Origin of the sequence: Streptomyces sp. NPDC002573 (genome assembly GCF_042889625.1) — a bacterium.
In the GTDB taxonomy this organism is placed as follows: domain Bacteria; phylum Actinomycetota; class Actinomycetes; order Streptomycetales; family Streptomycetaceae; genus Streptomyces; species Streptomyces gibsoniae.
Map to the genome: position 1 here is coordinate 138,302 of NZ_JBIARC010000014.1, position 19,256 is coordinate 157,557.

Below are 19,256 nucleotides of genomic sequence, written 5' to 3' on the forward strand. Positions count from 1 at the left end.
TCGACCGTGACCGGCTGAGGCCGGTCACGGTCGACGCCGCACGTGCTACGTCATCCTTCGAGCGCCAGGTACAGACGCGTGCCCCGAGGCCGGAAGCCGACGCGTTCGTAGACCCGGCGCGATCCCTCGCCCGAGTACTCCAGCCACACGGATCGCGCTTCTCGGGCGAACATGGCCTCGGTCAGCGAGGCCGTGACCGAGGCGGCGATGCCCCGCCCGCGGTAGGCGGGGCGGGTCCCCACGCCCGCCAGCTCCGAGGTGCCGACCGCCGGCGCCGAGCAGGAGGCCGCTCCGGCGCATCCGCCGTCGGGAGCACGGACGAACCGGACCGCCCCGCCGTTGTCCTGGGTGCGCCGCAGCCGGGCCGCGCCCTCCGGCGACGAGGCGAAGACACCCGCGAACGCCCCGGAGAGAGCGGCGTCGATCGCCGCGTAGTCCTCGTCGGTGTGCGGGGTCTCCACGCTGGGTGTGGCAGCCGACCGTTCGCCGAGGTGAGGCGGCGTCAGGGTGGTGGGAGTGCAGACCATGTACTCGTGAACCGCCTCCGTGGCGAACCCCGCGTCGCGCAGCGCCGGTTCCACCGCGGGTGCGGCGTCCGGGGCGAACTCCAGCCGGGGCTTGAGGCCGCGTTCACGGAACGCCGCGATCAGCGCGGTCACATCGCTGCCGGTGGGGCGGGCGCCGGGCAGAGGGGTCGCGTAGTTGAGGTAGGGGCTGGTTGTCGCGGGATCGAATCCGGCGACGAATCCGCCGATCTCGACCGCCAGGGGGCGGCGGCGCAGATTGGCGACGGCAAAGCTCTGGACGTCGGTGTCCACGGTGATGACCTCACGTAGATGGCAGGCGAAACGCGGTCCCGCCGCAGGAGCGGATCGGGATCTCGCGCGGGCTGTCGGCCGGGCCGCAGCCGGGAACCACCTCTGCGGAGAGAGGCGAGGGCGGTGCGAGGGCACCGCTTCGTGGGGCCGCCGTGAGGAGATGCGAGCGGCACCTGAGTTCGCTGCCTCGGGGCAGACGGCTCAGTGCCGACGGCGGCCGCTGGGGGACGCCGGGATCAATGGCTTCAGTCCTTCGTCGACTTCGTGCGTACCTGTTGAGAACCCGTGAACCCTCGCACACGGCACGGGCGGAGGGCAACCTCGAAACCCACGGTGGCGGTCGACGGCGCTCAGACCGGCGTCCTCAGCCTCCTCGGGGTCCTGGCAGCGGAAAAGGAATTGCCCACAGGCGCCGTTGTCGGATAGGTCTGATCCCTGGATCCGCGGTGCCGTGGCCGCTGGACCAGGACGACGAGAGGAGGGGCAAGCCGATGACCGCCCTGATCACCGCGCTTGTCTCCGCCCGGGGCGCGCACCGCGTGTGACCCCGGAACGGACGGGCGCGCCCTTCACCGGAGAGTGCCTCAACCGTGGAACTCCACACCCTGACCATGCGTCCGATCACCGGATGCGAAGAACTCGACCTCTTCTCTCAACTGCCGTACTTCCTCAACGAGGAACTGGCGGACGACCTCGTCCAGGGCCGGCGTCGGCCGGGCTGGATGTGGATGGCCCTGCGGGGCGACCGGCTGCTCGCCCGGGCGGCCTGGTGGTGCCGGCCGGGAGACGACACACCGGTCCTCCTGGACATCCTGGATGTCGACGACGGCCTCCCCGCCGCCGACCGGGTGGAGATCGGTGTGCGGCTCCTGCGCACCGCCATGTCCGCCACGCTCCCGAGCGGATCACCGACGCCCGAGTACGGCCGCGCGACCCCGCCCGACTGGCGCGACAGGGATGACACCAGACGCGTCGTCCAGGACCGTATGACGATCCTGGAGCGCACCGGCGCCAGACTGTTCGTCGAGCGACTCCGCCTCGAATGGCGTCCGGGAACCCCGATTCCCGAGCCGAGCGGACGTCTGGCCTTCCGGAGTCCTCGTGACGGCGCCGAACTCCAGGACCTCATGACCCGGGTCCTGGACGGCACCCTGGACGCACACAGCCGTCACGACCTGACCGAGATGTCTCCCCGCGCAGCGGCCACCCGGCACTACGAGGAAGAACTCGCCCGCTACCCCAGCCCCAGGGACTGGTGGCGCATCGCGGTGCTGCCCGACGGGGAACGGGTGGGCTTCGTCGTCCCGGCGCACAGCGGCTACAACCCGGTCATCGCCTATCTCGCCGTGCTCCCCGAGCACCGTGGCAACGGCCACATCGACGACATCCTCGCCGAGGGCACCCGCATCCTCGCCCGGCAGGGCGTCCCCCGTGTCCGGGCGGCCACGGACCTCGGCAACGTCCCCATGGCCAAGGCGTTCCGGCGGGCCGGATACATCAACTTCGGACGGGAGATCAACATGACCTGGACGTGAGGGATGACGGCCGAGGAGTTCCCCGGCGACTGCGCAGGCGAAGCGGCTATCGTGCTCAACAGGGCCCCGCTGAGGTCCCGTTGGAGTGCTCGGTGCTCGACGCTACGGGGGAGCGAATGTACGTACTGTCCCTGGCGGCTCTGCTCGAAGAGGCCGCGGCGGACGTCCGGAACCAGACCGGGAACATCCGGGCCCTGAACGAGCTGCTTCGCCCCGAGAACGTTCGGCGGTTACGGGAGTTCGCCCGGGCGTACTGCTTCCTGGCGTTCCACAGCCGGGACACCGAGGTCGCCGACTATGTGCGCGCCGGCACGCTGGCCGACGACAGCGGGCCCGACGTGCTGGTGCTGTTCACGCTCGACGAACCCGCCCCCATCGCGGTGCCGGTGGGGGCGGACTCGCTGCGCTCCTGGATGGATCTGGACGTCGGTGTCCATCCCTCGTACCGGATGGTCCGGGCGCTGTTCGACGGACGGCCGACGCCGCCGCTGCCGGGACTGGTCGTCCTGGACGACCTGGCCGAGGAGTGCGAGGCGCTCTATCTGCCCCTCGGTGAGCTGGACAACGAACGCGCGGTACGGCAGCGCCTGCGCCGGGTGCTGGCCCTGATCGGTCATGTCAGTGCCACGGCCAAACCGGGCAAGTACCTGGACGACCTGGGTCTGGAGCTGTACCGGCAGGGGATCGAGCATGTGCGGACCGAACGGATCTCGGCGCGGGAGTGGCTGCTGAGGGCGTTCGACACCACGCGTGCCAACCTCGGTGACATCGTCACCACCATCGGCCTGACAGGACTGACCTCTTGACCGGGCCCACGCTGGTCACCTCCCCGGCGCCGGGCGCAGGGCCGCTGCTGGAGATCATCGACACGCTGCTCGCGGAGGCACTGCTCGCCGGACGGCAGGCCGCGGCCGGGAACTTCCACCGGATGTCCCCGCCCTCGACCGCGTACCAGCGGCGCAGGCACCGCGTTCTGCTCGTGCTGACCATGCAGGCCGAGCAGGGGATCGGGCTGCGTCTCGCGGGGGATCTCCCGTTCGTCGTCTCGGGGCCGTCCGCGCAGGCCGGAGCGCCGTTCGCCGGATACACGACACGATGGCCGGAGCACTTACCGAGCCAGTGGGTCAGTGACCTGTTCCTCCGCTGGCAGATCTCCGGCACCGACAAGGACGAGGAGGACGACCCGGAGCAGGTCGCGGGGCGGCGCGCAGCCCTGATCGACCGGCTGCTTCGTGCGGCACTGTGGCACTGCGTCGCCACCGACGCGGAGGACGCCGTGCCCGCCGCGGTACGACTCATCGCCGAGCTGGCCACCAGCGGGCAGGTCGTGGACGTGTCCGCCGCAGGCCACGCCGTGGCGCTGCTGTTGCGCGCTGCGGGAGAGGACACGTCCTCCGCCGCCGCGCTGGCCCGGTCCTTCACCGGTGGAGCGCTGCCCGATTCGCCCGACCAGTGGGTCAGAAAGCCCCTCGACTGGCCCGAGGAGCCCGTACGGACGCTCAGCCGGCCCGCCCAGCGCGCGGTCAACTGGCTGTTGACGTGCGTGCATGGGCGACTCGACGAGGTCCGCGCCGCCACCGACTTCGACTCCTGGTCGACGGCGCTGGCCGCGGTCACCTGCGCCGAGATCGCCTGTCTGAGCGGATTACGGCATGCGGTGGTACGGCTGCCGCTCGGGTTGAAGTCGGTGTGCGCGCAGTTCGAGGAGCTGCACGCGGACTTCCCGACGCTGTGGGTCTCACTCGAGATCGCCGGTATGGGCGAGGCGGTCAGGTACACGCGCGATCTGGAGGAGGGGTTCCGCCAGCGGGGAGACACCACCGGCAGCCGGTTCGCCCGTGAACGGGCCCTGCTCCCCGACTCGTTGAGGAACGCCCCACAGGTACCGGCGGTGTGGCTGCGGCCGAGCTGGCGCACGGCGACCGCGCTGGTCGACCCCTGGCCCATGCTCCGCCGGGTGGACGACCCGGCCGCCTACAAGACGACGCCCGGCACCGACAAGGAGCTGGGGGCCCACATCGCGCAGGGCCCGCGCACCCCGGACCTGCGGACCGTGGACTCGCTGCTCGGCCGTTACCCCTGGCTGGACTTCGCGCACGGGCTGCGTGCGGAGACGTTCGCCTCTCAGGGAGACATCGAGTCGGCGCTGACCGCGCTGATCCCGGCGCTGGTTCTGGCGCCGGAGCAGGCCGGGGGCTGGAACCTGCTGGGCAGCCTGTTGCACCGGCAGGGACACACCGCCGTCGCGGGCACCGCGTTGCGGATCGGCCAGACGGTGGAGCGGATGCGGGACCGGCTGCACGAGGCGTGAGACCGAAGGGGTCAGCGCCTCCTGGAAAGCGCCGGCGGCCCGCACGCCACAGACACCGGCGGCCCGCACGCCACAGCCAGGCGGCAGCGGCCGGCGCGACAGCGAACCGGGACGAGACTCGCGGCCTTCAGCGGACGGCCGGTGGCGTCGCCTGGGACGTCAGACCGGCGGACCGCATCACCAGGCCGATCGTGTCGGACAAGCTGCTGGTGGCGGGGACCACGGTCTCGACAGCGCCGGGCAGCAGGTCCAACGACCGGTACCAAGAGCACAGTTGGCCCTCGTCGACCTCGCCGGCGATCGGTTTCGTGGCATGCCGGAGCAGGGTCTCCTCGAAGGGGACGTCCAGGTAGAAGCAGTGGGTACGGCCGGGATGGTCGGCCAGCAGCCCGGCGAGCATCACGCCGTAGTGGGCGACGTACAGCATGCCTTCGAGGACGGTGGGGAAGCCGTGCTCCAGGGCGTGCCGGACCGTCAGGTCGATGAGGCCGATGTTCGCTCCTCCGGGGACGTCGCGTTCACGCAGCACGTCGCGGCGCAGGGTGTCCTGGCTGACGAGCGCGATGCTGCGCCCGTATCGAGCCCGCAGTCCGGCGGCCACGGAACTCTTGCCGGACGCGCTGTTGCCCCGCAGGATCACCAGCTGCGTGGGAGGGGGGTCGGTCGTCATCCCGTACACGCTAGGTCCTGCCGTCAAACTCCCGCCGTCCGCCCGGAGGGCGGGCTCTGCGGCGGCGTGGGGGAGCGTGCATGGCGTCGAGGGGCAGGCGGGAGTTTGACGACAGGGCCTAGAAGGCTCATGAAGATCTTGGTGAGGGGCTGTCCGGCCGGAGGCCGGGCAGCCCCTGTTCGCTATGCGGTGGCCGGGGCGAGTTGCCAGCGGCCGCCGGTGTGGGTGAGTCCGAGGTTGATGAGTCGGCGGAGGTTGAGGGCGACGGCTCGGGTGTGGAGCCAGGTGTTGTTCGCGATGGTGCCGCGGTAGCGCAGGCGGCGGTTGCCGAGGTGGACGAGCCGGGCGACGGCGCGTTCGACCGGTGGTCTCCAGCGCCGGTAGTCCGCTTGCCAGTCGGGGTCGGTGGTGGCCTGGCGGCGGGCAACCGCGAGCAGGTCGTGGTGGGGGCGGATGGTCAGGATGCGGCCGGCCTTGGCCTTGGTGCACCGCTCGCGCAGGGGACATCCCGTGCACAGGTTCTTGAAGGCTGCCTTGCGCTGGTTGTGCTGCCCGCCAGGGTCCGACAGCGCAACGGTGTGTCCTTGGGGGCAGGTGACCGTGGCGGCGGCGGTGTCGATGGCGAAGTCGTCCAGGGTGAAGCCGCCGGGGACAGCTGCCCGTAGCGGGGCGGGTTTGAAAAACAGCCGGTGGCCTGCTGCTTCGAGGGCCTGGCGGGCCTCGCCGGCGGAGTAGGCCGTATCACCGAAAGCGTCCACCGGCCCGTCTTCTGCGGCGAGCAGGTCCACGCCGACGGTGGCCTCGTGGTGCTCGGGCCCGGCCCCGGGGGTGAGGGCGACGGCGGTGTATAACCCGGTCTCCGGCTCGATCGCGAGGTGGGCTTTGTATCCGTCCTGCTGGTGGGTGCGGGTCTTGTGGACGTGGCGGGATTCGGGATCGACGGTGGAGATCGTCCGGTCGTAGGCGGTGCCGCGGGTGATGCGCCAGCGTCCGTCACGGCCGTCGGAGTCCTCGGCCGGTTCCACGTCCTGTCCGGCGACCAGGGCCAGCAGGCCCACCGCGTTCGCGGCTTTCTCACCGAGCTGCTGGTCCGGCAGATGCCCCAGCAGCCTGAGCGCGTCACCGACCAGGGCGTCAACGAGATCAGCACGGGCCTGCTCGTCGTTCCAGGCGATGCGGGGTTTGCCGGGGTCGCTGTAGTCATGCGCGGTGCACAGCACGGCTGCCACCTGGTCGGCGCCGGGGACCTCGCGGATGACCGCGCGGACCGCGCCGATGAGCTGGGTGACGGTGTCCTGAGTGGCGACCGCGTCGTCCAAAACGGTGGAGTCCAGCGCTCGCCGGTGCTTGCCCTTGAGGACCCCGGTGGCTTTCACCACCTCGCGCACGGCCTCGAAGACGCGGTTGGGGTGGGCGGAGCGGGCCAGACGGCGGCGGAAGTAGGCCAGCAGCGACGGGTCGAACGCCATGTCGTGCAGACCGAGCCTGCACGCGGCCTTCCACCGCAGGTCACACCGCAATTCCTGAACCGTCTCGAAGTCCGACAGTCCGTGCAGGGCCTGCAGCGTGATCGCCGCGGCCAGGATCTGCGGCGGCATGCTCGGCCGCCCGTTCGCCGACGGGTACATGTCCGCGAACATCTCCACCGGAAACAGCACACCGCGATGCTCGGCCAGAAACGCGAACACACTCCCGGCCGGAATCAACTCCCGGCAGGTCTCCCACACATCCGGCCCGACCGTTTGTCCGGCCCATTCCCCCATCACCACGAAAACGAGTCTGGCCCCACCGCTCACGCGGCGGGGCCAGAACCCCAAGATCTTCATGACTCTTCTAGGGGGTTTCCCGCTGTCGAGCGTCGTACCGGACCCGGGCCGGACCTTGGGACGGCCCGCCCGTTCGTGCTCCGCGTCCGTCGCCCTTACCTGAGAGGTCATCGACCCGGGCATGACCGCGTGCCACGATCGTCGGCGTACGGAGAGGGACCGAACGACCGGGAGGACATCATGTCTGCCTACGCCATCGCACACCTTCGGGAGGCCGCCCCGCACCCGGAGATCGCCGAGTACATCGAGCGCATCACCGCCACCTTCGAGCCGTACGGCGGCCGTTTCCTCGTCCACGGGTCGGAGCACGAGGTGAAGGAGGGCAGTTGGCCCGGGCATGTCGTGGTCATCGGCTTCCCGGGGATGGCAGAGGCGCGCGCCTGGTGGGACTCCCCGGCGTACCAGGAGATCGCCCCCCTGCGCTCACGGCACATCGGGGGCGACATCGTCCTGGTCGGCGGTGTCCCGGAGGGGTACGACCCGGCCGTCACCGCGAAGTCCATACGGGAGGCCGTGCCCGCCGAGCGGTGATCTCGACGGGCGCCCGGGGCACCGGTACCGCGTCACGCGCGAGTGCCGCCCGCGTAGTCGCTGTTGAACGTGGTCTCGACGGTGGTGGCCACGGCCTCGGCCACCCCGGTGCCCGTGAGGATGAGACCCAACTCCCGATTGTTGCTCAGCGAGTTGCTGCTGATGTTCATGGAACCCGCCTCCACCTGCTGGGTGGAGAGACCGTAGTCGGCGACCATGGCCTTGGCGTGGATGTAGAAGCCGTTGGGGTCGGAGTACCCCGCGACGGTGCCGCCCGCCGCCTTGATCGCGGAGACCTCGCTGGAGTAACTGGACGGGGACTCCAGGACCACCCGCACGGCCACGCCCGCTTTGGCCCGCGCCACGATGGCGTTGACGACCGTGCTGTCGCTGAGTTCCAGCTCCTCCACGTCCAGCTTCTTGGTGGCGCCGTTGATCACGGACAGCAGGCGGTTGCGGGAGTCGGTGGGGGACCAGAGCAGATGGTCGCCGTCGGTCGGGGTGACGGAGGTGCCGGCGTAGTCCGCGTTGAAGACCTTCTCGATCGAGGCGACGTCCCGGGTGTCGTCGTCGAACACCCCGTAGTCACGGCTGGTCGTGTAGTACTGGGAGGTGAGGTTGCCGGTCATGATCAGCGACTTGGCGTCGTCCACCGTGATGGTCTTCTGGTGGGTGTAGACGAAGGCGGACGGTGACCAGACCACTCCCACGCCTGCGTTCTTGAGGGAGTTGTACGCCGAGCTGTTGGCGCTCTGGTGCTGGCGGTCCAGGACGACCCGCACGGTGACACCCTTGTTCTTCAGGGCTATGAGGTCGTTGACGGCCGTGGTGTCCTCGAGCTCGTACATCGTCATGTCTAGCGAGCTGGTGGCCGAGTCGATGAAGTCGTAGATGGTGGGCTGGCTCCCGCTCTGCGAGAACGCGAAGGCGGAGTACTCGGCGGCGTTGGCGGGGACGGCGGTGGCGAGTGCGACGGCACCGGCCGCAAGGGCGACACCTGCACGTCCCAGAACCTTCGACAGCATGCGTGACTCCTCGTCATGGGGATGCTCACCGGGGAGGGGGGTGGTGAGCGCGTGCATGACACCACGCGCGTAGACCTGCGAGGAAGGGCGATGCGGTAAACGCGGCATGACCGGTGAACCGGAGGTGGGGACATAGCGGACGTCGCGCAGGCGGGAGGCGGTTCGAGTGATTCCCCAGAATCGGCAAAAGCTTCGTATCCGCCGCCCTGGGAGCTGCCGGCCCCGCCGTGGAGCTCACGACCGTCGAGGTCCTTGTCCTACACGGGCAGCTCGGTGAACCGGCCAGTGCTGGACGGCCGTTGGCGCGGTACGGCGCCGACCGTCAGGCCGAGGTCCGGCTGCGCAGCAAGGCGTCGAGGGAATCCACGATCCAGGACCAGGATTCCTGTGGGTCGACGGCGGTGTGGCTGAAGCCCCCGCTCAGCTCCAGGCTGACGTAGCCGTGAAAGACGCTGCCCAGCATCCGGACCGCGTGCGTCTGGTCCGGCTCCGTCAGGTCGTAGCCCCGGAGGATCGCCCGCGTCATCTGCGCATGCCTGACGCCGGCGCTGGCGGCCGCCGTCTCGGGGTCGAGCCTGAACCGGGCGGCGTCGTAGCGGCCCGGGTGCTCCCGGGCGTAGTCGCGGTAGGCGTCGGCGAAGGCCGCGAGTGCGTCCTTGCCGGCACGCCCGGCCAGGGCGTCGGCGACTCGGTCGGCGAGTTCCTCCAGCGCGAGCAGGGCGATCCTGGTCTTGAGGTCGTGGGAGTTCTTCACGTGGGAGTACAGGCTCGCGACCTTGACGTCGAATCGGCGGGCGAGCGCCGAGACGGTCACCTGGTCGAAGCCGACCTCGTCGGCCAGTTCGGCCCCGGCCCGAGTCAGACGTTCGGTGGTCAGCCCTGCTCGAACCATAGCTCTCCTCCTACCCGCGGCACTCATTATGCATTTGCCTAAAATCTTTAGGCAAATGGGGAGGAAGGGGCGAGGCCGGGCTCAGCCCAGTCCGCCCGTCGCCCGCAGGTTCTGGCCGCTGATCCACCGGCCGCCCGGACCGACGAGGAATGCGACGGCATCGGCCACGTCGGCCGGCTGCCCCAGCCGGCCTAGAGGAGTCATGTCGACGACCGCCTGAAGGGCCCGTGGAGGATTCGTTCCATGCAGCAGCTCGGTGTCGGTCGCCCCGGGCGAGACCGTGTTGACCGTGATGCCCCGTGGCCCGAGTTCCCGTGCGGCGACCGCGGTGAGCTGCTCGATCGCGCCCTTGCTGGCGGCGTAGGGTGCGATGCCCGCGGCGGGGCGCACGGTGTTCACGGAGGAGATGTTCACGATCCGGCCGTTGTCCCGCATCACTCGGGCCGCATGACGCATCGTCAGGAACACCGATCTGGCGTTGACCGTCATCACACTGTCGAACACCTCCGCGTCGGTATGGGCGAGCGGGGCCGGGGTGAACGACAGCGCCGCGTTGTTCACCAGGATGTCCAGGCCGCCGAGATGTGCCTCGGCGGCTTCCATGAGCTGCTCGGGCCCGTCCGGCTCCTTCAGATCCACGCGCAGCGCCCGCACCTTGCCGCCGGTCGTCTCTACGGCGCGGACGACCTCGGCCGCGGCTTCATCGCTGGTGGCGTAGTTGAAGACCACGTCCGCTCCGTCACGGCACAGGCGCTCGACGATCGCCCGGCCGATGCCCCGGGATCCGCCCGTGACCACGGCAGCCGTACCTTTCAGCACAGTCCCTCCCCGCCGACCAGAAGTTGATCCAAGTCATCCGAACGTACTGACGCCCATGCTTTCGCACGGCTGGTTTCGCCGAGCGCGATACGGACGATCAACCGGACGGCCGCGAGGTGTGTTCGGGCGCTGCGGAATCCTTCGGCGTCTGTCGTCCGCCGATACCCTGCACGTCGTGATCAACTCGCTTGAGGGCCTTGATGACATGGGCGTTGCGACAGCCGCCGCACGCGCCGGGGCCGATGTGGTGCGCGACATGTACGGTCGGCGGCTGGCTCGTATCGACAAGGGCGCCGGGGACTTCGCCACCGCCGCCGACCTGGAGGCCGAGCGGCAGATCCTCGATGTGATCCGTGCCGCTCGGCCCGATGACGGGGTGCTCGGGGAGGAGAGCGGACGGCGGGGCGCTGCCGACGCCGTACGTCAGTGGATGGTGGATCCCTTGTGCGGCACGCTGAACTACGCCGTCGGCAACATGCTGGTGGCCGTCAACGTGGCGCTGCGCGACGGGGCGGCGGCGGTGGCCGACCCGTTCAGCGGCGAGGTCTTCTGCACCGACGGTGCGACGGCCTGGGTACGCAAGGACGGGGCCGATGCCCGGCTGGTCCCCACCCCCGCCACCCAGTTGGTGGACGTCAACCTGGATCCGCCCTTCCCGAACGCTCCCGGATTCCGGGCCGTGGGCCTGCTGGCCCACCCCGCGTTCGTGGACCGGTTCCGGCCACGAGTTGTCTCCACCACATTGGCGTTGGCGTGGGTGGCGGCGGGCAAGCGCGCGGCGTACGTCACCGACGGCGGCGACCTCACCGCGAGCGTGCACTTCGCCGCGGGCATCGCGCTGTGCAGGGCCGCCGGCTGCACGGTCACAGGGATCGACGGCGCTCCACTGGGACCGGAGGGCCGCGGACTAGTCGCGGCCGCCGACGCCGAGACCCACGGACAGCTGATGGCGGTGATCCGCAGCCAGGATCAGCGGACCTAGTACCCCTCGTACCAGACGCCGCCGATCGGGCCGCGCTTGGTGACGGTGGGCACCCCGGGCGGTAGTACGGCGGTGCTCAGATCGCCGCGGATGTGCTGATAGAGGGTCGGGGTCGGCAGCCCCACGGTCTGGATCCAGCCTTTGCCGTGGACGTGACCGGCCGCGATCAGCTCCTCGGCCTGCCCCGGCGGGGCGAGCTTCCTGTTGTACACCTGACTGATCGTCTGATTGTCGTCGGCGAAGGCGAACCGAGCCGCGTACGCCCACCGGTCGTCGTTCAGCCAGACGTACAGCACGATGGGCTTGCGCAGCACCGATCGGAACCAGTCCGCCGACTCCTCGGCGAGTTCCTCGATCGTTCCGCTCGCCTCCAGTGCCCAGCGGGAGGGGCGGTCGGTCAGCGTGAGGAGCTGGTTGTGCAGCCGGTCTCCGTGCACCCGGTCGCCGTAGAAATGCGCGCCGACGGAGACGAGGTGGACCGGCGCTCCCGGATCGACGAAGTCCAGATAGGCCAGCAACGAGTCCCACTCCTCCGAACGCCCGACCAGCGCCTGGACGCCGTCGGCGGCCCAGGCTGCGGTTCGTTCCCTCAGCGCGGCCACGAAGGCCAGCTCGTCGGCGGTGAACTCGTAGTCGTCCTCGTCCGATTCGTCGATCGCGAACCATGGCTGCTCCGGCATGGCCTGGAGACTAAGGTCGGCGGCCTCGGCGCGGCCAGCCGATTTGGCGGCCTCCCGTACCGGCGGCCCGAAATTCCTGGCACCCCGCAGAGAGGGGCGCTAGCATCCCCTCGATGATGACTCACTCTGGTGACAGATTGGGGGTCCCGTCCGCGCAAGGTGAGTGCTGATGCTCACTGAGACCGCGTACGGGGATTCCCGCCTTTCCTTCTGGCTGCGCGTGCGCGAGTTCGCCGTGCCGCCGTCCATGATCGAGACCGCGACCGCCCGACGACGCGCCGGCGACTGGGCCGGGGCGTGTGCGGCCGCAGGCATCGATGTCGATCTCGATCTGCGTTCCGTCGTGCGCGTCCACGGCCAGGAGCTGGCTGCCCGGGTGCGGGCCGATCTCCGCCATCTGGTGCCCGACCTGTTGCGCTGGCACATGCCGAGGATCGCCCCCGACGGACTGCTGCGACCAGGCCTGACGTTCACTCTGGCCCGGTACGACGTTGCGGGGCGGGACGGCCCGGACCCGGTTCGCCCGGTGCACCTCGTGGCACGCACCCCGCCCGCTTGGGCGGAGGCGGGGCAGCGAATCAGTCTCGCGCTGTGGGACGCGACCCACAGCGAGGCCGGTGCCCGCGACCATCCGCATCCCCGCCCCCACCGGCGGTTCCGCCTCGATCTGCACCGCCACCTCTGGGACGCCCGCCGGACCCATGAGCTGGGGATCCGTTCCGGAGCCCACCGGTTGCCCGCCGACGGTCCTCCCTCGGCCGACCTGGATCTGAAGGCGCTCATACCGGAGGGGCGCGACTGTGCCGTCGACCGGTGGGCGGCCGAGGCGGGGATTCTGCTGCATGCCGAAGGGCGGTCCTCCGGCACCGTCGGCGTGCGGTTCGGGTCCCGGTGCCGGCTGGCTCTGGACCTCGTCCCGGACAGGGACGGTGCCGGGCCGGCCGCCCTGCGGATCGCGGCGGCGCACGCCGACGGCCGCGCCTCCGCGTCGCCGGTGCTGCCCGACGCCGCGACGTGGGCGCTGCCCGACCTCCGACTGATCCGCACCGGTCTGATCGGGATCGATCGGCTGCATCCGCTGGTCGCCTCGGCACTCGCACCGGATCAGGCGCCGGTCGGCCCGTCCCGGACTCCCCACCAGGCCGGACAACCACGCCTGGTGGAATGTCGGGGAGCCCAGCACCGGATCGCTCTGGTCAACGGCGTCCTGGCGCCCTTGGACCACGACCCGGACGAGATCCGGCGGGAGGAACTGCTGGCAGCGCTCAGCGGTACGCCGCTTCCCTGCCTGAGGGCCATCGACGAGGCGCACCGTCGCCCCGACTGCCTCGCCGGCGTCCGCGAACGCCTGGACCACGGCGACACCGCCGGCGCGCTGGCCGTCGTCGAGGGCCTGCTGGGCCCCGATGTGCTGCTGCGCAGCGGCCCCCTGAGGGACGCACTGGAGGCGGCCGTTCAACGGCGGATCACCCACGGACTGTTCCGGGCAGGCCTGGCCGGGCCGGCCCCGAACCGGATCGCCTCGGGCAGTCGCCGAACCCTCGAGCACCGCTCGCGCCCACGTCACGCGGCCGGGCGCTGATCCGGGAACGTCGTTCCACCTGCCGACTCGGCGTTCCGCATCGGGTTCGCCGATTTCCCCTCCACCCGGCCTACGTCAGTCCGGGACGTCGCTTTCCCTCACTCGTCCCCTCCCGAACACACAGAACAGGTGATTCAACATGTCTCCCTACGCCGCCCCGGCCCACGCGCCCTCCGCCCCCTCCGCAACCTCCCAACTCGATGTCGCCGGTGAGTTGCTGACTCTGCTGCGCGACTCCACCACCGAACCAAGCACCGACCCGCAGCTGGAGGCCCTGACCCTCGCCGTGGCCGCCGACCTGCCCGTGCTGCTGTGGGGTGAACCGGGAATCGGCAAGACCGCGGCCCTGACCCGGCTCGCCGAGGCATTGGATCTTCCTCTGACCACGGTGATCGCGAGCGTGCACGAGCCCTCCGACTTCTCGGGGCTGCCCGTGATCGGAGACGATCCCGCGGAACACGGTGTCCCCATGGCCCCACCGGACTGGGCCGTGCGACTCGTGCGCGCGGGCCGAGGGCTGCTGTTCCTGGACGAACTGTCCACGGCACCCCCGGCCGTCCAGGCCGCCCTGCTCCGCCTCGTGCTCGAACGGCGGATCGGCGCGCTGCAACTGCCGCCCGGAGTACGGATCGTGGCCGCCGCCAATCCGCGGTCCTCGGCGGCCGACGGCTGGGAGCTCAGCCCGCCGCTGGCCAACCGGTTCGTCCATCTCCAATGGACCCACGACCACGATGTCGTCGTACGAGGCCTGGGCGGGACATGGCCCCGGGCCGCACTCCCTCGGCTCGATCCGGAGACGTTGCCGGCTGCCGTGGCCTTCGCCCGACGTGCGGTGTGCGAGTTTCTCTCCGCCCGCCCCACGCTCGTACACCGGCTGCCCAGTGGCGAAACCCGCCGGGGCGGTCCCTGGCCGTCGCCACGGAGTTGGGAGATGACGCTGTGTCTGATCGCCTTCGCGACCGCGGCCGGCTCCTCCCGCGACGTACTCTCCTCACTGGTGAGGGGCACCGTGGGAGACGGCCCGGGGCTGGAGCTGCTGGCAAGCCTGGACCGCATGGACCTCCCGGACCCGGAGGTGCTTCTCGCCGACCCGGCGAGTGCCGTCCTGCCCGAGCGGGGCGATCTGCGCCAGGCCGTCCTGGACGCTGTGGTGGACGCGGTCCGCAATCGCCCGGAGCGGACCCGCTGGGACGCGGCATGGGCCCTGCTGGTCCGCGCGGTGGAGACCGGCGCCCCGGACCTGGTGGTCGTCCCCGCGACCACACTCGCCACGCTCCGTCGGGAGAACTGGAACGTTCCGGCGTCGATTGAGCGGCTCGCCGGCACGGTGTCCCTGTCCCGGCGAGCCGACGCCGCCGCTGCCCGGGCCGCGCTGGTCGCCAAGGCCGGCCGATGAGCACGAACGCACACGGGGCGCTGGACCTCGACAAGCTCTTCGCGGCCAGGCTGCATGGCGCGCGGGCCCGCCCGTACTTGGCGACGGCGCTGTTCGCCCTGCACACGGTGGAGTCGGGGGTGGTACCGACGATGGCAGTCGACCGGCACTGGCGGTGCTATGTCTCCCCGGCGTTCGCGAATCGCACGTCGGTGGAGGAACTGGCCGCGGTATGGGTGCACGAGGTGTCGCATCTGCTGCGGGACCATCACGGGCGCAGCGACCGGGTGGCGCGGGAGCGCGGGCTGACCGGTCCCGGGGAACGGCTGCGGATGAACATCGCCGCGGACTGCGAGATCAACGACGACGCGTTCGGCGACGGCCTGGTCCGGCCCGAAGGCGCCGTGCAGCCCCTCGACCTGGGGCTGCACGAGGGGGAACTCATGGAGGACTATCTGCGCTGCTTCAGGCTCGGACCGCGCACCCAGCATCTGGCCTGGCTGGACTGCGGCAGCGGAGCCGACGGGCGGGAACGGGAATGGGACTTGGGGCCGGACGGCGCGCACGGCCTCAGCGCGCAGGAGCGGGACGCGGTCCGTTTCCGGGTGGCACAGGGCATCAACGGCCGTCCCGGGAACGCTCCGAGGGGGTGGCGGCGGTGGGCGGAGGAGGCGCTCCATCCACCGCAGCCGTGGCGGGAGCTGCTGGGGGCGGCGGTTCGCTCGGCGGCCTCCGGTCCCGGTGCGGGCGAGGACTACAGCTACGGGCGGCCGTCGCGGCGCTCGGCCGGGATGCCCGGCACGGTTCTGCCGAGCCTGCGGCGCAGGCCGCCCCGTGTGTCCGTCATCATCGACACCTCCGCGTCGGTCAGTGACACCGAACTGGGCAGCGCGCTCCTCGAAGTCGCCGCGATATCCCGTGCCGTGGGCGGCCGTCGCGACCTGATCACCGTACTGCCGTGCGACGCGGCGGCCGACACCGTGCACCCGCTGTGCCGCGCCGAGGGAATTCCGCTGGTGGGCGGCGGGGGCACGGATCTGCGCACGGGCTTCGCCAAGGCGCTCAGAGGGCGGCCCCGACCGGATGTCGTCGTGGTGCTGACCGACGGGCAGACGCCCTGGCCGGATACGCGGCCATCGTGCCGGACGGTGGTGGGCCTGTTCCCTCGGCAGCGGACAGGCGGTTCGTGGAACGAGGACGATCCCGGCTATGTGCCGGACTCGCCGCCCGAGTGGGCACGCGTGGTCCTCATCGGGTAGCCCCTCCCCGTCGCTCGACGAGCTCTCAAGCCCGCTGAGAGTGGGCGGTGACCGCGCTCAGCAGGGCCTCGCGGCACGCGAGGAGGGCGGGCTGTCGGCTGCTGCCTCGGCGTACCACGGTGAAGATACGGCGGGTGCGCTGGCCGCGCGGGAGTGGGCGCAGGGTCACGCTCGGGGTGCGGCCGCTCCAGACGAGGGCGGGCAGAAAGGCGGCGGCATGGCGCTGCTCGACGAGTCGGAGATGGAGGAGCAGATCGGTGCTCTCGAACCGTACGTCGGGCTCGAAACCGGCGTTGCGGCACAGGGACATGGCCCAGTGACGCGCGGTCGTTCCTTCGGGCTCCATCACCCACGGGCGGTCGGCGAGTGATCGTAGCGCTGCCATCGGGCCGTCCGTGGCCGGGCTGTCGGCCGGTTCGGGCAGTGCGAGGTGGAGGGGGTCGTCGAACAGGTCTTCCTGTTCCAGTTCGGCGGGCCGTGGCCTGGGGTTGCCGGGATACTCCTCGGCCAGGACCAGGTCGAAGTCGCGGGCTTGCAGGGCGGGAAGGGCCCTTTCCGGTTCCATGTGGGTGACGTGGACGCGCAGGTGTGGATGGGCGTCTCGCAGCAGGTCGAGGGCGGTCGGGATCAGGGCCAGTGCGGCCGTCTGGAACGAGGCGATGCGCAGGGTGCCGGTCAGGTCGGTCAGGGAGGCGGCGATGTCCGCCTCCGCGCGCTCCAGGCGTTCCAGCACGGCTTCGGTGTGGGCGACGAGGATCTCGGCCTGCTCGGTCAGTCGCACGCGTCGTCCGACCGGTTCCAGCAGCGGGACGCCGACCTCGCCCTCCAACTGGGAGAGCTGCTGGGAGACGGAGGAGGGGGCGTAGGCCAGAGCGGCGGCCACGGCCGCCAGGGTGCCGCGGTGCTTGAGCTCGCGCAGGAGACGCAGTCGGTGCAGGTCGAACATGAGGGGGTCGCTCTTCTCACGCTGGCGGAGCGATGGCTGAATGGTCGGTTTTTTCGATGAGTATAGGTGGGAAACATTCGCTGGACCGATCGTAGGAGGGCATCGGATCCTGGTCGGGTGCCTGACAACATGTCCTCCTCCCGTACGCTGCCGTGGTTCGTGCGGCCCGGCGCGCGTGCCTGGCGGTGTCGCCCCGCACCCGACGAGGTGCGGGCCTTCCATGCCGCGCTGCCCGGTCACTCACCCACCCCGCTGACCGAACTTCCCTCCCTGGGGGAGGAGTTGGGAGTCGGCCGGATCTTTGTCAAGGACGAGTCGTGCCGACTGGGGCTGCCCGCGTTCAAGGCGCTGGGTGCGTCCTGGGCGGTCCACCGCACCCTCGCCGAGCGGGCCGCGAGCGGCCGAGAGCCGGGTCCGGTCACCCTGGTGACCGCCACCGACGGCAACCACGGCCGCGCGGTGGCGCGCATGGCACGCCTGCTGGGGCAGTACGCCCACGTTTTCGTGCCGCAGGGTGTGCATCCGCAGGCCGTGGCGGCCATCGTCGCCGAGCAGGCGAAGGTCACCGAGGTCGCGGGCCCGTACGACGAGGCCGTACGCCTGGCGGCCGAGGAGGCTGCCGGGCCGGGCGCGGTCCTGGTCCAGGACACCGCCTGGCCGGGCTATGAGCGGATCCCGGGATGGATCGTCGAGGGATACTCCACTCTCTGCGCCGAGATCGACGAGCAGTTGGCCGCCCAGGGGGCCGTAGCGGGACCTGACCTCGTGTCCATCCCGGTGGGCGTGGGCTCACTGGCCCAGGCCGTCGTCACCCACTACCGCAGCCGCCTCTCCGGGCGTGCTCCGGCGCTGCTGTCGGTGGAGCCGGAGGCCGCGGCCTGCGTCCTGGAGAGCCTCACCCTCGGTGAACCCGTCAGCGTCGCCACCGGCCGCACCACCATGGCAGGACTGAACTGCGGCACCCCCTCCAGCATCGCCTGGCCCTTCCTGCGCGACGGACTGGACGCCGCCGTCGCCATTCCGGATGCCGACAGCGCCCGTGCGGCCGCTCACCTCGCGGCCCTCGGTGTCTCCTCGGGCTACTGCGGAGCCGCGGCGCTCGCCGGCCTGCGCGCGGTGCTCACCGGCGCGGGCGGCGACGAGCGCCGTACGGCACTCGGGCTCGATGCGACGTCGGTGGTCGTGCTGCTGAGCACCGAGGGCACGGCCGCCAACCCGCACCGCACCCTTGTGCCCCCGCAGCAGACCGGCTCGGAGAGCGGGCGAACGGCGGCATGCTGACGCATTTCATCGCCGCGTTCGGTGTCCTGGCACTGCTGACCGTCGTGCCCGGCCCGGACATGGCCGTGGTCACCCGGCGTGCCCTCGCGGCCGGCCCCGCCGACGCGCTGCGGACCGTGGGCGGTACGGCGACCGGACTGCTGTTCTGGGGAGCGCTGACCGTGGCCGGACTCTCGGCCGTGCTGGCCGCCTCCCCCGCGGCCTACCTGGTCGTCAAGCTCCTGGGCGCCGCCTACCTGGTGTTCCTGGGCGTACAGACCCTGCGGCAGAGCCGTCACTCCCCATCCGCCAGGACAGAAACCGGCGACGCCTCCCGTGCCGGAAGCCCCTGGCGGACCGGCTTCGTCAGCAACCTCCTCAACCCGAAGATCGCCGTCTTCTACACCGGACTGCTCCCCACGCTGGCCCCGCCCCACCTCCCCGCCGCGTGGGCCATGACGCTCCTCGTCCTCCTGCACACCACCCTCACCGTCGTCTGGCTGGGCGGCTATGCGCTTCTGCTGTCCAAGGCCCGGCGCGTCCTCGAAGCCCCGCGCACCCGCCGTGCGTTCGAGCGCACCACGGGCGTCGTACTGATCGGCTTCGGCCTCGCGCTCGTGACCGCCGGTGGCAGCCCCTGACGACAGGGCCTAGAAGAGTCATGAAGATCTTGGGGTTCTGGCCCCGCCGCGTGAGCGGTGGGGCCAGACTCTTTGTTGTGGTGATGGGGGAATGGGCCGGGGAG

At 70.9% G+C, this 19,256-nt stretch carries 18 protein-coding genes; 10 read left to right on the top strand and 8 right to left on the bottom strand.

Annotation, left to right across the window (positions count from 1 at the left end):
- Window positions 1-50: 50 nt before the first annotated feature.
- The gene (locus ACFYX0_RS16280) at window positions 51-818 is read right to left on the bottom strand and encodes a GNAT family N-acetyltransferase (protein WP_388970756.1); all 768 of its coding nucleotides are present in this window, start codon (window positions 816-818) and stop codon (window positions 51-53) included.
- Window positions 819-1,429: 611 nt separating this feature from the next.
- Here ACFYX0_RS16280 and ACFYX0_RS16285 point away from each other — a divergent pair.
- The 3 genes from ACFYX0_RS16285 (at window position 1,430) to ACFYX0_RS16295 (ending at window position 4,664) form a co-directional block, all read left to right on the top strand.
- Complete coding sequence (locus tag ACFYX0_RS16285) at window positions 1,430-2,353, top strand: GNAT family N-acetyltransferase (protein ID WP_388970787.1); 924 nt, start codon at window positions 1,430-1,432, stop codon at window positions 2,351-2,353.
- 116 nt (window positions 2,354-2,469) lie between these two features.
- On the top strand, window positions 2,470-3,159 hold the full coding sequence (locus ACFYX0_RS16290; protein WP_311697127.1) for a hypothetical protein: 690 nt from the start codon (window positions 2,470-2,472) through the stop codon (window positions 3,157-3,159).
- Window positions 3,156-4,664 carry a hypothetical protein gene (locus ACFYX0_RS16295; protein WP_388970758.1) on the top strand — a complete coding sequence of 503 codons (1,509 nt, stop codon included), beginning with the start codon at window positions 3,156-3,158 and terminating at the stop codon, window positions 4,662-4,664. Before ACFYX0_RS16290 ends, ACFYX0_RS16295 begins: the two co-directional genes overlap by 4 nt.
- Before the next feature lie 127 nt (window positions 4,665-4,791).
- Here ACFYX0_RS16295 and ACFYX0_RS16300 read toward each other — a convergent pair whose 3' ends face one another.
- Together ACFYX0_RS16300 and ACFYX0_RS16305 are read right to left on the bottom strand one after the other, a co-directional pair.
- Window positions 4,792-5,334: an AAA family ATPase gene (locus tag ACFYX0_RS16300; protein WP_388970760.1), complete on the bottom strand. Its 543-nt coding sequence runs from the start codon at window positions 5,332-5,334 to the stop codon at window positions 4,792-4,794.
- Between the two features lie 182 nt (window positions 5,335-5,516).
- Entirely contained in the window at window positions 5,517-7,100 is a 1,584-nt protein-coding gene (locus ACFYX0_RS16305; protein WP_388970789.1) for an IS1182 family transposase, read from the bottom strand.
- Window positions 7,101-7,340: 240 nt separating this feature from the next.
- Between ACFYX0_RS16305 and ACFYX0_RS16310 the strand changes: the two genes are divergently transcribed.
- Window positions 7,341-7,691, top strand: coding sequence for a DUF1330 domain-containing protein (locus ACFYX0_RS16310; protein WP_388970762.1), 351 nt, complete (start codon window positions 7,341-7,343; stop codon window positions 7,689-7,691).
- 32 nt (window positions 7,692-7,723) lie between these two features.
- On the opposite strand, the gene ACFYX0_RS16315 is transcribed toward ACFYX0_RS16310, so the two are convergent.
- The 3 genes from ACFYX0_RS16315 to ACFYX0_RS16325 all read right to left on the bottom strand — a co-directional run bounded on the left by ACFYX0_RS16315 (window position 7,724) and on the right by ACFYX0_RS16325 (window position 10,427).
- Window positions 7,724-8,716 (bottom strand): phospholipase D-like domain-containing protein, encoded by a 993-nt coding sequence (locus tag ACFYX0_RS16315; protein WP_355920707.1) that lies wholly within the window; start codon window positions 8,714-8,716, stop codon window positions 7,724-7,726.
- 322 nt (window positions 8,717-9,038) lie between these two features.
- The gene (locus tag ACFYX0_RS16320) at window positions 9,039-9,608 is read right to left on the bottom strand and encodes a TetR/AcrR family transcriptional regulator (RefSeq protein ID WP_388970764.1); all 570 of its coding nucleotides are present in this window, start codon (window positions 9,606-9,608) and stop codon (window positions 9,039-9,041) included.
- An 81-nt stretch (window positions 9,609-9,689) separates the two neighbouring features.
- Window positions 9,690-10,427, bottom strand: a complete 738-nt coding sequence (locus tag ACFYX0_RS16325; RefSeq protein WP_388970765.1) for an SDR family oxidoreductase — start codon at window positions 10,425-10,427, stop codon at window positions 9,690-9,692.
- A gap of 175 nt (window positions 10,428-10,602) precedes the next feature.
- On the opposite strand from ACFYX0_RS16325, the gene ACFYX0_RS16330 reads away from it, so the two are divergent.
- Window positions 10,603-11,409 (top strand): inositol monophosphatase family protein, encoded by an 807-nt coding sequence (locus ACFYX0_RS16330; RefSeq protein ID WP_388970767.1) that lies wholly within the window; start codon window positions 10,603-10,605, stop codon window positions 11,407-11,409.
- Here the strand turns inward: ACFYX0_RS16330 and ACFYX0_RS16335 are convergent.
- Window positions 11,406-12,089, bottom strand: coding sequence for a hypothetical protein (locus ACFYX0_RS16335; protein ID WP_388970768.1), 684 nt, complete (start codon window positions 12,087-12,089; stop codon window positions 11,406-11,408). The genes ACFYX0_RS16330 and ACFYX0_RS16335 overlap by 4 nt on opposite strands.
- Window positions 12,090-12,258: 169 nt before the next feature.
- On the opposite strand from ACFYX0_RS16335, the gene ACFYX0_RS16340 reads away from it, so the two are divergent.
- From ACFYX0_RS16340 to ACFYX0_RS16350, 3 genes are all read left to right on the top strand, one after another.
- Entirely contained in the window at window positions 12,259-13,671 is a 1,413-nt protein-coding gene (locus ACFYX0_RS16340; protein WP_388970770.1) for a hypothetical protein, read from the top strand.
- Between the two features lie 139 nt (window positions 13,672-13,810).
- Complete coding sequence (locus tag ACFYX0_RS16345) at window positions 13,811-15,067, top strand: AAA family ATPase (protein WP_388970772.1); 1,257 nt, start codon at window positions 13,811-13,813, stop codon at window positions 15,065-15,067.
- Entirely contained in the window at window positions 15,064-16,305 is a 1,242-nt protein-coding gene (locus ACFYX0_RS16350; protein ID WP_388970774.1) for a VWA-like domain-containing protein, read from the top strand. The genes ACFYX0_RS16345 and ACFYX0_RS16350 overlap by 4 nt, the downstream gene beginning before the upstream one ends.
- A 25-nt stretch (window positions 16,306-16,330) precedes the next feature.
- Here the strand turns inward: ACFYX0_RS16350 and ACFYX0_RS16355 are convergent, their stop codons facing one another.
- Window positions 16,331-17,251: a LysR family transcriptional regulator gene (locus ACFYX0_RS16355; protein ID WP_388970776.1), complete on the bottom strand. Its 921-nt coding sequence runs from the start codon at window positions 17,249-17,251 to the stop codon at window positions 16,331-16,333.
- Window positions 17,252-17,368: 117 nt separating this feature from the next.
- On the opposite strand from ACFYX0_RS16355, the gene ACFYX0_RS16360 reads away from it, so the two are divergent.
- Together ACFYX0_RS16360 and ACFYX0_RS16365 are read left to right on the top strand one after the other, a co-directional pair.
- On the top strand, window positions 17,369-18,532 hold the full coding sequence (locus ACFYX0_RS16360) for a diaminopropionate ammonia-lyase (RefSeq protein WP_388970778.1): 1,164 nt from the start codon (window positions 17,369-17,371) through the stop codon (window positions 18,530-18,532).
- The gene (locus ACFYX0_RS16365) at window positions 18,526-19,152 is read left to right on the top strand and encodes a LysE family translocator (RefSeq protein ID WP_388970780.1); all 627 of its coding nucleotides are present in this window, start codon (window positions 18,526-18,528) and stop codon (window positions 19,150-19,152) included. The genes ACFYX0_RS16360 and ACFYX0_RS16365 overlap by 7 nt, the downstream gene beginning before the upstream one ends.
- Window positions 19,153-19,256 lie beyond the last annotated feature (104 nt).